The organism is Bradyrhizobium sp. WSM4874, assembly GCF_055811835.1.
This window is the reverse complement of sequence record NZ_JBVVPR010000016.1, coordinates 84,347-97,219: the sequence shown is the minus strand read 5'-3', so window position 1 is coordinate 97,219 and position 12,873 is coordinate 84,347. Positions and strand designations below refer to the sequence as shown.

The following is a 12,873-nucleotide window of genomic DNA, read 5'->3' as shown; positions in this document are numbered from 1 at the left end:
TCGCAAGGGGAGAGGGTGCACCGTCAGCGCGACTTCGCTACACCCTCACTTCTTCACCATCGCACACGCCGGGTCCGGCGGACCGAACGCCTTGTCGCCCGAGATCGTCGTGAGGATCTTGTAATAGTCCCACGGATATTTGCTTTCCTCCGGCGTCTTCACCTGCACCAGCCAGAGGTCGTGCACCATCAGATTGTCATCGCGTAAGCGGCCGTTGCGGGCGAAGAAATCCTCGATCGGCTTTTCCCGCATCTTGGCGGCGACCTTGAGCGGATCGTCGGTGCCGGTGTCCTTGATGGCGTTGAGATAGTGCATCACGCTCGAATAGACTCCCGCCTGCCACATCGACGGCATCTTGTTCATCTTGGCGAAGTAGCGCTTCGACCATTCGCGGGTCTTGTCGTCCAGGTCCCAATAGAACGAGGTCGTCAGCAACAGCCCTTGCGCGGCCTGCAGGCCCAGGCCATGAATGTCGGTGATCAGCGCCAGCAGCGCCGCCATCTGCTGGCCGCCCTTGAACACGCCGAACTCCGATCCGGTCTTGATCTCGTTCATGTTGTTGGGCGGACCCGCGGCGATGCCGATGATCTTGGCCTTGGAGGCCTGCGCCTGCAGCACGAACGAAGAGAGGTCGGGCGTTGCCAGCGGCGGCTTCACCGAGCCCAGCACCTTGCCGCCATTGGCGGTCACCACCGCCGAGGCGTCGCGCTCCAGCGAATGGCCGAAGGCATAGTCGTCGGTGATGAAGAACCAGCTGTCGCCGCCGCGCTTGACCACGGCGTCCGCGGTGCCGACCGCGAGCGCGCGGGTGTCGAACACTCACTGGATCGCATAGGGCGAGCAGAACTTGCCGTGGAAATCCGCGGTGCCGGTGGAGTGGGTGATGAACAGCCGCTTCTTCTCGTTGGCCATGTTCTGCACCGCGAGCCCGACCGCGGAGACCGGCACGTCGACGATCAGATCGACCTGGTCGACGTCGTACCAGCGCCGTGCGATCGCGCCGCCGATGTCGGCCTTGAGCTGATGGTCGCCGACGACGATGCTGATCGGCTTGCCGAGCACGGTGCCGCCGAAATCGTCGATCGCCATCTGCGCCGCCGTCACCGAGCCCTGGCCGGTCGGCGCCGAGGCCGGACCGTTCATGTCGGTGAGCACGCCGATCTTGACGACGTCGTCGGACACCTGCGCCAATGCGGCGCCCGGCAGCAGTGTTGCTGCCACGAACGTCGCTGCAAAGCCGGCAGCGACCGGCAGTCCAAATCTCGTTGGCTTCACGTTTGTCCTCCCCTGATCCGGCGCGTTGGCCGGTGTGCCCCGGGTATGCCCCGGCTGAATTGGTTTCTTTTGCAACTATTCGGGGGCGGGCGTCAACGTCAGCCGGCGAAGCGGATCTGTCCGGCCGGGGAGGGATCGTAGCCGGTCAGCTCCTCGGCGCGCTGGAGCAACCGCTTTTCGCTGAGGAACCGGATCAGGCCCTGCATGGCGGGGCGGAAATAGCTGCGCTGCCGCATCGCGAGGTCGAAGTTCTCCCAGACCAGAGGCACGAAATCGAGGCCGGCCGAGCGCGCCGACGCACGCGTCGCGATGCCGCAATCGGCTTGTCCCGCGCGGACGATCTCGGCGAGATCCGGCCCGGTCAGGGCCGGCGTCTCGATCCGGCGCAAATCGCGCGTCGAAGCGCCGGCGCGCTTCAGCAGCACATCCAGTAGCATTTGCGCGCCCGTGCCCTGTTGCCGCATCGCCATCCTGGCCCCGAGCGCGAGTACGTCGGACAGGCCGCGCAGCCGCTTGGGATTGCCCGGCGGCAGCACGAGACCTTGCTCGCGGCGCACGAACGCGACCAGCAATGCATCATGCAGGTCCGGAGCGTCACGCAGGACCGTCGCATTGGCGTCGGCGGCGAGATTGCCGCCGGCATCGAGGCTGTGGAAGTGCATTGCCACGGCCATCACCTCGTTGCGCTGCAAGCGCTCGAGCCCGCGCGCGCTGCCCTCGCTCATCGATCCCAGCCCCGAGCCGGATTCGCGCAGACCCCAATCCAGAAGCTCGTCCTGGCTGCCGCCGACGACCGGCGGCGGCTCGGCGATCAGCATGCCGGCCGGACGCGCCAGTCCGGACAGCACCCAGAGGTCGAGCTCGTGCCGCGGGAAGAGCCACTTTCCGGTCACCTTGGTGCAGGGGATCGCACCGGTGGTGACGAGTTCGTATAGCTTGCGTTCGCCGAGCCGAAGATAGTCGGCGGCTTCGCTGGTCGTCAGGAATTCCATCCTGCATTCCTATGCAAATTCTTGCTTCTTTTTGACGTTCGACGCAGGTGGAATTCTGCATTTCAAGTTTTGTCCGCCACGACCATGCCCGATCATCTCGCTGCTTTGCAACACATCCTCACGCGCGATCCCTGCTTTGGTGAACGATCCTGAATCGCTCGCGTGGTGCGGATTGTGCGGCTGTCGCGTGCGCAACTGCAATCGGCATGCCGCTCCGCCGTTGCCGAGATTTCCCGAATTGTCGGCGCGCGGTGCGCAGGGTAAGTCTGTCGCCGGTAGTGGTTTGATCCGCGCTCTATCTTTTGTTGTTCGTATCCGGCGCTGCAACGAGCAACCGCGTCACGAGTGCGGCGCAATCGATCATCATCATGATCGCGTCTTAGCCAGTGGGAACCCGATCATGGCCGTCCGCCGCCTCTCTGTTGCATTCGCGCTTGTCTGCGGCCTCGCCGCAGGCGTTGCGGCGTCATCCGCGGAGGACCGCGCGATCGTGCTCGTCACGACCTCAGCGACGCAGGAGTCCGGCCTGCTCGACTATCTGCTGCCGATATTCCGTGACAAGACCGGCATCGAGGTGACGGTGATCGCGCGGCGCGCCGACGAGGTGCTCGAGGGGGCACGAAGGGGCGAAGTCGACGTCGTGCTGATGCATGCACGGCCGCAGGAGGAGAAATTCGTTGCCGACGGCTTTGCCGCGAAGCGCTTCGACGTGATGTACAACGACTATGTGCTGATCGGGCCGAAGAGCGATCCCGCCGGCGTCAAGGGCAAGGACATCGCGACCGCGCTGAAGGCGATCGAGGCCAAGGGCGCGCCGTTCGTGACGCGCGGAGACCGCTCGGGCACGCATGCCGCTGAGCTCGCGCTCTGGATCGTTGCCGGCATCGACATCGCCCGCACCAAGGGCGCCTGGTATCGCGAAGCCAAGCAGGACATGGCCTCCGCCCTCGACGCAGCGCGCGCGGCGAACGCCTATGTGCTGTCCGACCGCGGCAGCTGGATCGCTTTTCGGGAACGCGGCGATCTCGACATCGTCGTCGAAGGCGACAAGCGGCTGCTCAATCAGTACGGCGTGATGCTGGTGAACCCCGCGAAGTTTCCGAACGTCAAGAAGGAGTTGGGGCAAGACTTCGTCGACTGGCTGATCTCGCCCGACGGACAGGCGGTGATCGCCCGATACAAGGTCGACGGACAACAACTGTTCTTCCCCAATGCGGACAAGTCGGGCGGCTGACGTTCGTATCGCCAGCGGTTGCCAAACCGGGCGATGCGTGGTCCACCATGCGCATGACCCAGCGCCTGCCGCCATCGCTGACGCCGCTCGACGCCGCGCTCGCTGCGTTGCTGACAGGGCTTGATCCGCTCGCGCCGGTGGAGTTGCCGCTGAGTGAAGCGGCCGGCTGTATCGCGGCCGGCAATCCGCTGCTCGCGGCCCGACCGCCTCGCGACGTCGCTGCCGCGGACGGCTGGGCGCTATGCGCCAATGATCTGGTCGGCGCGTCCTCCTATTCACCGCTGCCTCTCGCAACAGCGCCCGCCTGGGTCGATGCCGGCGAGGCGATGCCGGCGGGATGCGACTGTGTGCTCGATGCCGACGCAGTCGAACTGTCTGGTCCGCTCGCCCAGGTGCTGGCGGAGGGCGTGCCGGGGCAGGGCGTCAGGCGTGCTGGAAGCGACATCGACGGACGCACGCCTGCCGCGGCAAAGGGGTATCCGATCGATCCTGGCGCTCTGCTGCTCGCGCGCGCCGCCGGACTGAACCGACTGCGCGTGCGCCGTCCGCGGCTGCGCATTGTCAATGTACCAGGCGCAACGGGAACCATGCATCTGATCGCGGACATCGCACGCGCCGCAGGACTGGATGTGCAAACGAGCGAGGCCGGCGCGCGCGATGCGGGATCGATCGCGGCGGCGTTCGGTGCGCCCACCTGCGATCTCCTGCTGACGATCGGCGGCAGCGGTGTCGGTCGCACGGATGCAGCGGTCACGGCGCTGGCCCAGCATGGTGACGTGATCGCCCATGGTCTTGCGCTCCAGCCCGGACGCACCGCCGCGGTCGGGCGGCTCGGAACCATTCCTGTCGTCGCCTTGCCCGGATCGCCGGATCATGCGCTCGCGGTCTGGCTCGCGCTCGTGCGGCCGCTCGTAGACCGGCTATCGGCGCGGCTGCCGCGCCGACAGATGAACTTGCCGCTCGCGCGAAAAATTGCATCCAGCGTCGGCATCGCCGAAATGGTCCTGCTGGCCGAGGAACATCGTGCGTGGGTGCCGCTTGCGGTAGGAGAATGGCCGCTCCAGGCAATTGCCCGTGCGGATGCATGGCTGCTCGTTCCCGCCAGTCACGAGGGATTTGCAGCGGGCGCGCCGGTCGATGCCTATCTAATGCGGGAATGATATGGGTTTAGCATGACCGTGATCCCGCAATCGCAAGTCCGCAGCGCGCTCGAACAGGAACAGTTCCTCAAAATCCTTTCCCGCGAGGAGGCCCTGGCTCGCTTCGAGGCCGCGCTGTTCCCGCGCGCTCTTTTGAGCGAAACGCGCAAACTCGGTGCTGCGCTCGGTGCGTCGCTCGCTGAAGACTTCACTGCGCCGATCGACGTGCCGCCGTTCGACCGTTCCAATGTCGACGGCTTTGCGGTGCGCTCGGCGGACCTTGCGACAGCCGGCGAAGGCGCGCCGGTTCGCCTCGGGTTGAATGGCGAGACCATTCACTGCGGCACCGTCCCGGCGCTGCAAGTGGCGGCGGGAACGGCAATGGCGATTGCCACCGGCGGTCCGCTGCCGCGCGGTGCCGATGCCGTGGTCATGGTCGAGCATACCCAGCCGGCCGGGTCGGGTGCGATCGAGGTCCGTCGCGCGGCCTCGCCCGGGCAATTCATATCCTACGCAGGATCCGATATCGCGCGCGGCGAGGCGCTGCTGCGCGCCGGCACGATCATCGGCTCGCGCGAGGTCGGCATGCTGGCGGCTTGCGGCGTTCCCGAGGTGCGCGTCGTGCGCAAACCTCGTGTTGCCGTGATTTCCACCGGTGACGAACTGGTTCAGCCGGGCGAGGTGCTCGCGCCTGCTGCGATCTACGACACCAACGGCGCGATCGTCACTGCTGCGATCGACGAGAACGGCGGTGAAGCGGTTTTCCTCGGCGCCATTCCCGACGATGAAGCCCAGCTCGAAGCCGCCATGCGCCGTGCGCTGGCGGATGCCGATATGCTGGTGCTCTCCGGCGGCACGTCAAAGGGCGCGGGCGACCTGTCCCATCGCATCATCAGCCGGCTCGGCCAACCCGGCATCATCGCGCATGGCATTGCGCTCAAGCCCGGCAAGCCGCTGTGCCTTGCGGTGTGCGACGGCAAGCCGGTGGTGATCCTGCCGGGATTTCCGACCTCGGCGATGTTCACCTTCCACGACATGATCGTGCCGGTGCTGCGCAAAATGGCCGGACTGCCCCCGCGCTCCGATGCCAAGGTGAGCGCAACCGTGCCGGTGCGCATTGCTTCCGAGCTCGGCCGCACCGAATTCGTCATGGTCTCGCTGGTCGAAGGCAAGGACGGCTTGATCGCCTATCCCTCCGGCAAGGGGTCCGGTGCGATCACGTCATTCGCGCAGGCCGACGGTTTTCTGCGCATCGACGCGCTCGCCGACCAGATGCCGGCCGGGACCGAGGCCGACGTGACGCTGTTCACGCCGCATGTGCGGGTGCCCGATCTCGTCATCGTCGGCAGCCATTGCACCGGCCTCGATCTCGTCACGGCGCAACTCGCGCATGCCGGCCTGACCGTGCGTTCGATTGCCGTCGGCAGTCTCGGCGGACTTGCGGCGGCACGGCGCGGCGAATGCGATCTGGCGCCGATCCATCTATTCGACGACAAGACCGAGACCTACAATACGCCTTACCTCGTCGAAGGACTCGAGCTCGTGCCAGGCTGGCGAAGGATGCAGGGCATCGTGTTCCGCAAGGGAGACAAGCGTTTCGAAGGCCACAGCGCGAAGAAAGCCGTCGTCGCGGCGCTCGCTGATCCCTCCTGCATCATGGTCAACCGCTGCCAGGGCGCCGGCACGCGCATCCTGATCGATCGCTTGCTCGGTGGTGCGCGCCCGGAAGGCTATTGGAACCAGCCACGCTCGCACAATGCGGTGGCCGCGGCGGTCGCACAGCACCGCGCCGACTGGGGCATGACCATTGCGCCAGTCGCCCATGCGGTCGGCCTCGGTTTCATTCCCCTCGCGGAGGAACACTATGACTTCGCGCTGGTCACAGCGCGCAAGCAGCGGCCGACAGTGCAGGCCTTTCTCGATGCGCTCGGCTCGGACGAAGCGCGCGCCGCGCTGGAGCGCGCCGGATTCCGACCGGCGTAGAGCTTGATCAAGACGCCGCATCCAGTGCGGCCAGCCGTTCGGCTTCCGCGATATCCTCGACCGTGTTGGCATTGAAGAACGGATCGAGCGGCTCGGTCGGCCACGTCACCGTCGCGAGCGGGTAGCGCGCAGTCCAGCGGTCGATCTTGCGGAGATCCTCGACCACCAGCGCGTGACGCAGTTCGTCGCGCAAACCAACGCGCCACAAGCCGATCACCGGATGCGACTGGCCGTCCGATGCCGCGACGGCGAGCTCGGCATTCGCGGCGAGGCGTTCTTCGTGCAAGCGCGCGACCAGATCGCGCGGCAGGAACGGGCAGTCGCCGGCGGCACTGAGCACCCACTCCACCTCAGGCCGGTTCGCCGCGGTCCAGTCGAGCGCGGCAAGGATGCCGGCGAGCGGACCGGGAAAGCCGGGCACGTCGTCGGCGACGACCTGCAAACCGAACGCGGCGAAGCGGGCGGGATCGCCGTTGGCGTTGAGGATCAGCCCGCTGCATTGCGGCTTCAGGCGTGCGATCACCCGCTCCAGGATGGTGCGCCCGCCGATGGTCCGCATCGGCTTGTCGCCGCCGCCCATGCGCCGCGCGAGGCCGCCGGCGAGCAGCACGCCTTGCGTGGTCGGAAAGCTAATCGTCACCACCTTCACCCTTGCGCTTGTGTTTGGCCGATTCCTCCTCGACGTAAGCGAGGTTCTGGTCGTAGACCATGCGCTCTTCCCCGGACAACGCGATGAACCGTTTGCCGCGCGCGCGTCCGACCAGCGTCAAGCCGACCTGCCGGGCGAGATCGACGCCCCAGGCGGTGAAGCCGGAGCGCGACACCAAAATTGGAATTCCCATGCGGACCGTCTTGATCACCATCTCGGAGGTGAGCCGTCCCGTGGTGTAGAGGATCTTGTCGGATGCATCGACGCCGTGGCGGTACATCCAGCCTGCGATCTTGTCGACGGCGTTGTGGCGGCCGACATCCTCGGTGTAGCAGAGCGGTTCGCCCTCCCTGCACAGCACGCAGCCGTGGATCGCACCGGCCTCCAGATAGAGCGAGGGCATGGTGTTGATGGTCTGAGTCATCTGGTAGAGCCAGGAGGTGCGCAGCTCCGCCTTCGGCAGCGCGACGCTCTCGACCGCCTCTAACAGATCGCCGAAGGCGGTGCCCTGCGCGCAGCCCGAAGTCTGCGTGCGCTTCTTCAGCTTGGCTTCGAAATTGGTGTGGTGCTCGGTGCGCACCACCACCACCTGGAGGTCGTCGTCGTATTCGACCTCGGTGACCGCGTCACTATACTTCAGCATGTTCTGGTTGAGCAAATAGCCCAGCGCCAGATATTCCGGATAGTCGCCGATCGTCATCATGGTGACGATCTCCTGCGAATTCAGGTAGAGCGTCAGCGGGCGCTCCACCGGCACCTTGATCTCGATCCTGGCGCCGGACTGGTCGGTCCCGGTCACGCTCTCGGTGAGGCGCGGGTCGTCGGTGTCGGGGACGATCAGGGGCGCCGGGGCTTTGTCGATCTTCATCATGGCCGCGACGTTAGCATGACTTTCGGGTCAAGCCGATATAAGCATGCTAGCTAGAGAACGAAATGCCGCCTATTCGTCATTGCGAGCGAAGCGAAGCAATCCAGGCTGCCGCCGTGGATGCATTCCTGGATTGCTTCGCTGCGCTCGCAATGACGGAGGAGAGAGTGGTTCCATCAAGGACCGGGTCGCTCGCGGAGACGGAGCTGGAATGAAAGTCATCGGCCTTGCAGGCTGGAGCGGTGCGGGCAAGACCACGCTGTTGACGCGGCTGATCCCGCATTTCAATGCGCTTGGCTTGCGCGTCTCGGTCATCAAGCATGCGCACCACCAGTTCGACGTCGACGTTCCCGGCAAGGATTCCTGGCGCCATCGCGAGGCCGGCGCGGCCGAGGTGCTGGTTGCTTCGTCAAATCGCTGGGCCCTGATGCACGAATTGCGCGGGGCGATGGAGCCGCGTCTGCCGGAACTGTTGAGCAAATTGTCGGCCGTCGATCTCGTCGTCGTCGAGGGTTTCAAGCGCGAGCCGCATCGCAAGATCGAAGTGCATCGCGCCGCCAACGACAAGCCGTTGCTGTTTCCCGATGATCCCGGAATTTTCGGGATCGCGGCTGACGTTGCCATTGAAACCCGACTGCCGACCGTCCATCTCGACGATATCGCCGCAGCCGCGGAATTGCTGCTTAGCGCGGCGATGCCGGTCGAGGAAGCGGTCGCGAAAAGCGCCGCGATGCGCTGACGAGGCACCATGGCGCAACTGTCGGACGATTGTTTTGCCTTCGGCGGACCGATGATGTCGGTCGACGAGGCCGTTGGTCTGATCACGACGCGCGTCAACGCCATAGTCGATCTCGAAACCGTGGCGCTTGTCGATGCTGATGGTCGTGTGCTGGCCCGCGATATCGCGGCGCCGCTGCCGTTGCCGCCGTTCACCAACTCCGCCGTCGATGGCTACGCCGTGCGCAACGCAGATATTCCGGACGGCGTTGAACGGGCACTCCCGCTCGACGGCCGCATCCAGGCCGGAGGTCTGGCACTGGCGCCGATCAAGGCCGGCCACACCGCGCGCATCTTCACCGGCGCGCCGATGCCGCCCGAGGCCGAAACCGTCTTCATGCAGGAAGATGTCCGCGTCGATGACGCCGGCCGAATTGTGCTGCCGCCGGGGCTGAAGCCGGGCGCGAACGTCCGCCCTGCGGGAGAGGACATTCCCCAGGGCCACATCGCGCTACGCGCAGGCCAGCGCTTGCTGCCGCAACATGTCGCGCTTGCGGCGGCGTTCGGCCTTGTCAGGCTCGACGTCGTCAGGCGCATCCGCGTCGCAGTATTCTCGACCGGTGACGAACTGGCCTCGCCCGGCGAGCCGCGCGCGGCCTCGCAGCTGTTCGATTCCAATCGCTTCATGCTGATGGCGATGCTGCGCCGGCTCGGCTGCGACGTCAGCGATCTCGGCATCTTGCGCGACGAGCGGACGTTGCTCGCGAATGGCTTAAAGCAAGTCGCAGGCACGCACGATCTGATCCTCACCACCGGCGGCGTCTCGACCGGCGAAGAAGATCACGTCAAGGCGGCGGTCGAGAGCATCGGCTCGCTGGTGTTGTGGCGGATGGCGATCAAGCCGGGACGGCCCGTGGCAATGGGCATCATTGAGGGCACGCCGCTGATCGGATTGCCGGGCAATCCCGTCGCGAGTTTCGTCACCTTCGTGCATGTGGTGCGGCCGACGGTGCTGGCGCTTGCGGGCAGCCTGCCGGCGCCGCTGTTGCCGATCCCGGTGCGCGCGGCATTCACCTACAAGAAGAAGGTGGGGCGTCGCGAATATGTTCGCGCCTCCTTGCGGCGCACGCAGGACGGCGCACTCGAGGCCATCAAGTTTCCACGCGAGGGGGCAGGGCTGTTGTCCTCGCTGGTCGACACCGACGGCCTCATCGAGCTCGATGAGGAGGTCACGCGTGTCGAGCCCGGGCAGAGCGTGGGTTTCTTGTCCTATGCCGATCTGCTCTGAGTCCGGAGTTGTGTTCGCGTTGACGCCATCGACCCCTCCCGCCATGTTGCGCCCATGACCAGAACGACGCTCGATCTCACCGGACTGAAATGCCCGCTGCCCGCCCTGAAGACGCGCAAAGCGCTGAAGCCGCTGCAGCCGGGCGATCAGCTCGAAGTGTACTGCACCGATCCGCTGTCGGTGATTGACATTCCGAACCTGATCCGAGAGACCGGCGACACGGTGGAGATCACCGAGCGCAACGACGCGCGCATCGTGTTCTTGATAGAGAAGGCCGATCGCTCGATAGAAAATATCAATGGTGCGCTGCCCACTTAGCCGGCAGTCACTCGGTTGATACCTACCTTTTGTCTATCGACATCGATCATCACTTCTGCCCCAATTGACGTTCTCCGCCGAGATGCGGAGGTCGAGTCTTGCCTGCGATACGCGGAGCAAATGGGCCGTCGAAAGAAGCCCGGCCGTGGCGTCGGGCATAGTCCCCATGGTTAGGGGTTAAACGTCTCGGATGCGCGTGATGATCCTGGCGCGCGTCGATCATTATGCGGGGCAGCAGGGACAAAGGCTGCGCTGCAGGGCTGAGGAACAGGACCGTCGTGGCAGGCCGTTCAGAAGGGCGGCTTTAGGGGAGGAATGCATGTCTACCATCGAGAGCGCTGGAACACTTTCGGGTGCCGGCGCAGGTTTTCTGGATCGCGAGCGGACCATCGCAACCGCCGGGTTCAATCGCTGGCTGGTGCCGCCGGCTGCGCTGTGCATCCATCTCTGCATCGGCATGGCCTACGGCTTCTCGGTGTTCTGGCTGCCGCTGTCGCGTGCGATCGGAGTGACCGCGCCGAAGGCGTGCGCAGAGATGTCGCTGTTTCAGGAGCTGTTCACGACCAGCTGCGACTGGAAGGTCGCCAGCATGGGGTGGATGTACACGCTCTTTTTCGTGCTGCTCGGTATCGCGGCTGCGGTCTGGGGCGGCTGGCTGGAGCGCGTAGGCCCGCGCAAGGCCGGCTTCGTCTCGGCGCTGTGCTGGTGCGGCGGCCTCTTCCTCGGTGCGATCGGCATTTACACCCATCAGCTCTGGCTGTTGTGGCTGGGTTCCGGCGTGATCGGCGGCATCGGTCTCGGCCTTGGCTATATCTCGCCGGTGTCGACACTGGTGAAGTGGTTCCCGGATCGCCGCGGCATGGCGACCGGCATGGCCATCATGGGCTTCGGCGGCGGCGCCATGATCGGCGCGCCGCTGGCGAACCTCTTGATGAACTACTTCAAGACCCCGACCTCGGTCGGCGTCTGGGAGACCTTCGTCACGATGGGCGTCATCTACTTCGTGTTCATGATGATCGGCGCGTTCCGCTATCGCTTGCCGCCGCCCGGCTGGCAGCCCGAGGGCTGGACCGCGCCGTCCAAGGCCAACGCGATGATCTCGAAGGCCAACGTCCATCTCAACGACGCGCACAAGACGCCGCAATTCTGGCTGATCTGGTGGGTGCTCTGCCTGAACGTTTCGGCCGGCATTGGCGTGATCGGCATGGCCTCGCCGATGCTCCAGGAGATCTTCGCAGGCAAGCTGATTGGCCTGCCGGAGGTGGGCTTCAACGCGCTCGATGCGGGGCAGAAGGCGCAGATCGCCGCGATCGCCGCGGGCTTCGCCGGATTACTGTCGCTGTTCAACATCGGCGGCCGCTTCTTCTGGGCATCGCTGTCGGACAAGATCGGTCGCAAGAACACCTACTATACGTTCTTCATCCTCGGCATCGTGCTTTACGCGCTGGCGCCGACTTTTGCGGCGATGGGTTCGAAGCTGCTGTTCGTGCTTGGCTTCGGCATCATCCTGTCGATGTATGGCGGCGGCTTCGCCACCGTGCCGGCCTACCTCGCCGACATGTTCGGAACCCAGTTCGTCGGCGCCATCCATGGCCGGCTGCTGACGGCCTGGTCCACCGCGGGCATCATCGGCCCTGTCGTGGTCAACTACATCCGCGAGTTCCAGCTCGCGGCAGGCGTGCCGCGCGATCAGCTCTACAACACGACCATGTACATCCTCTGTGCGATGCTGATCGCGGGCCTGATCTGCAACTATCTGATCAAGCCGGTCGATTCGAAATGGCACATGAAGGAGGCCGATGTCGCCAAGTTGCAGGCTGCAAGCGCCAACGCCGCCGCCGCTGGGCCGCACGGCTCCTACGGCATCGGATTTGGCGGACTTGACGCCAAGGCGGCGCTGTTCTGGGCCTTCGTCGGCGTTCCCCTGCTTTGGGGTGTCTGGAAGACATTGGAGAGCGCGGTCAAGATCTTCTGATCGCCGTTGAGACAGAAGCGGGACGCTGATCATCAGCGTCCCGAGGCGTTGCCTTTTAGACATCAATTGGACTTAGGGGGGATTGAAATGCTTCGCACTCGAATTTGCCTTGCGGCCGTGCTGCTCGTCGCTGGGCTTCATACCGCATCCGCGCAGACGACAACGACACCGGCGGCGCCTGCTGCAACGACCGAAGCCAAGCCTGGCAAGATGAAGCTCACCATGCAGAAGCTGAAAGACATGAAGGCGAAATGGGCAGCCAACAAGCCGAAGCTCAAGGCCTGCCGCGCCGACGTGAAAGCCAAGGGCCTGGCCGGCGATGACCGCTGGTTCTACATCGAAGAGTGCATGAGCAGGACCTGAGATCGGGTTCCGTCCGACGCTTGCGTAAAGGGGCATGGCGGGCGACCGCCTGCCTCCTAAATCATTCTAGAG

General features: G+C 65.1%; 11 protein-coding genes and 1 pseudogene. 8 read left to right on the top strand and 4 right to left on the bottom strand.

The window, feature by feature from the left end; all coding sequences use genetic code 11:
- Window positions 1-45 precede the first annotated feature (45 nt).
- Together AC0L3P_RS18490 and AC0L3P_RS18485 are read right to left on the bottom strand one after the other, a co-directional pair.
- Window positions 46-1,275, bottom strand: a pseudogene (locus AC0L3P_RS18490) (ABC transporter substrate-binding protein).
- Window positions 1,276-1,373: 98 nt separating this feature from the next.
- Window positions 1,374-2,267, bottom strand: coding sequence for a substrate-binding domain-containing protein (locus AC0L3P_RS18485; protein WP_473303689.1), 894 nt, complete (start codon window positions 2,265-2,267; stop codon window positions 1,374-1,376).
- Window positions 2,268-2,667: 400 nt separating this feature from the next.
- Here AC0L3P_RS18485 and AC0L3P_RS18480 point away from each other — a divergent pair, with 400 nt between their 5' ends.
- The 3 genes from AC0L3P_RS18480 to AC0L3P_RS18470 are packed head-to-tail and all read left to right on the top strand — an operon-like array spanning window position 2,668 to window position 6,623.
- Entirely contained in the window at window positions 2,668-3,501 is an 834-nt protein-coding gene (locus AC0L3P_RS18480) for an ABC transporter substrate-binding protein (RefSeq protein WP_473303687.1), read from the top strand.
- Window positions 3,502-3,554: 53 nt separating this feature from the next.
- Window positions 3,555-4,661 carry a molybdopterin-binding protein gene (locus AC0L3P_RS18475; RefSeq protein WP_473303838.1) on the top strand — a complete coding sequence of 369 codons (1,107 nt, stop codon included), beginning with the start codon at window positions 3,555-3,557 and terminating at the stop codon, window positions 4,659-4,661.
- A 12-nt stretch (window positions 4,662-4,673) separates the two neighbouring features.
- Window positions 4,674-6,623: a molybdopterin biosynthesis protein gene (locus AC0L3P_RS18470; RefSeq protein WP_473303683.1), complete on the top strand. Its 1,950-nt coding sequence runs from the start codon at window positions 4,674-4,676 to the stop codon at window positions 6,621-6,623.
- Between the two features lie 7 nt (window positions 6,624-6,630).
- Here AC0L3P_RS18470 and mobA read toward each other — a convergent pair whose 3' ends face one another.
- Window positions 6,631-7,266 carry a molybdenum cofactor guanylyltransferase MobA gene (gene mobA / locus AC0L3P_RS18465; RefSeq protein WP_473303680.1) on the bottom strand — a complete coding sequence of 212 codons (636 nt, stop codon included), beginning with the start codon at window positions 7,264-7,266 and terminating at the stop codon, window positions 6,631-6,633.
- Window positions 7,253-8,143: a formate dehydrogenase accessory sulfurtransferase FdhD gene (gene fdhD, locus AC0L3P_RS18460; protein WP_473303678.1), complete on the bottom strand. Its 891-nt coding sequence runs from the start codon at window positions 8,141-8,143 to the stop codon at window positions 7,253-7,255. The genes mobA and fdhD overlap by 14 nt, the downstream gene beginning before the upstream one ends.
- Before the next feature lie 208 nt (window positions 8,144-8,351).
- Here fdhD and mobB point away from each other — a divergent pair, with 208 nt between their 5' ends.
- The 5 genes from mobB (at window position 8,352) to AC0L3P_RS18435 (ending at window position 12,801) form a co-directional block, all read left to right on the top strand.
- Window positions 8,352-8,879: a molybdopterin-guanine dinucleotide biosynthesis protein B gene (gene mobB / locus AC0L3P_RS18455; RefSeq protein ID WP_473303677.1), complete on the top strand. Its 528-nt coding sequence runs from the start codon at window positions 8,352-8,354 to the stop codon at window positions 8,877-8,879.
- 9 nt (window positions 8,880-8,888) lie between these two features.
- Window positions 8,889-10,145, top strand: coding sequence for a molybdopterin molybdotransferase MoeA (locus AC0L3P_RS18450; protein ID WP_473303676.1), 1,257 nt, complete (start codon window positions 8,889-8,891; stop codon window positions 10,143-10,145).
- 54 nt (window positions 10,146-10,199) lie between these two features.
- A complete protein-coding gene (locus AC0L3P_RS18445; RefSeq protein ID WP_007606513.1) occupies window positions 10,200-10,463 on the top strand; it encodes a sulfurtransferase TusA family protein in 264 nt (87 codons plus the stop codon).
- A gap of 319 nt (window positions 10,464-10,782) precedes the next feature.
- Entirely contained in the window at window positions 10,783-12,438 is a 1,656-nt protein-coding gene (locus tag AC0L3P_RS18440; RefSeq protein ID WP_275172108.1) for an OFA family MFS transporter, read from the top strand.
- An 87-nt stretch (window positions 12,439-12,525) separates the two neighbouring features.
- Window positions 12,526-12,801: a hypothetical protein gene (locus tag AC0L3P_RS18435; RefSeq protein WP_473303675.1), complete on the top strand. Its 276-nt coding sequence runs from the start codon at window positions 12,526-12,528 to the stop codon at window positions 12,799-12,801.
- Window positions 12,802-12,873 lie beyond the last annotated feature (72 nt).

Bases quoted from the DNA above. Each gene is read 5' to 3' on its own strand.
- AC0L3P_RS18485 (WP_473303689.1), bottom strand. From the start codon at position 2,267: ATGGAATTCCTGACGACCAGCGAAGCCGCCGACTATCTTCGGCTCGGC.
- AC0L3P_RS18480 (WP_473303687.1), top strand. From the start codon at position 2,668: ATGGCCGTCCGCCGCCTCTCTGTTGCATTCGCGCTTGTCTGCGGCCTC.
- AC0L3P_RS18475 (WP_473303838.1), top strand. From the start codon at position 3,555: ATGACCCAGCGCCTGCCGCCATCGCTGACGCCGCTCGACGCCGCGCTC.
- AC0L3P_RS18470 (WP_473303683.1), top strand. From the start codon at position 4,674: ATGACCGTGATCCCGCAATCGCAAGTCCGCAGCGCGCTCGAACAGGAA.
- fdhD (WP_473303678.1), bottom strand. From the start codon at position 8,143: ATGATGAAGATCGACAAAGCCCCGGCGCCCCTGATCGTCCCCGACACC.
- mobB (WP_473303677.1), top strand. From the start codon at position 8,352: ATGAAAGTCATCGGCCTTGCAGGCTGGAGCGGTGCGGGCAAGACCACG.
- AC0L3P_RS18450 (WP_473303676.1), top strand. From the start codon at position 8,889: ATGGCGCAACTGTCGGACGATTGTTTTGCCTTCGGCGGACCGATGATG.
- AC0L3P_RS18445 (WP_007606513.1), top strand. From the start codon at position 10,200: ATGACCAGAACGACGCTCGATCTCACCGGACTGAAATGCCCGCTGCCC.
- AC0L3P_RS18440 (WP_275172108.1), top strand. From the start codon at position 10,783: ATGTCTACCATCGAGAGCGCTGGAACACTTTCGGGTGCCGGCGCAGGT.
- AC0L3P_RS18435 (WP_473303675.1), top strand. From the start codon at position 12,526: ATGCTTCGCACTCGAATTTGCCTTGCGGCCGTGCTGCTCGTCGCTGGG.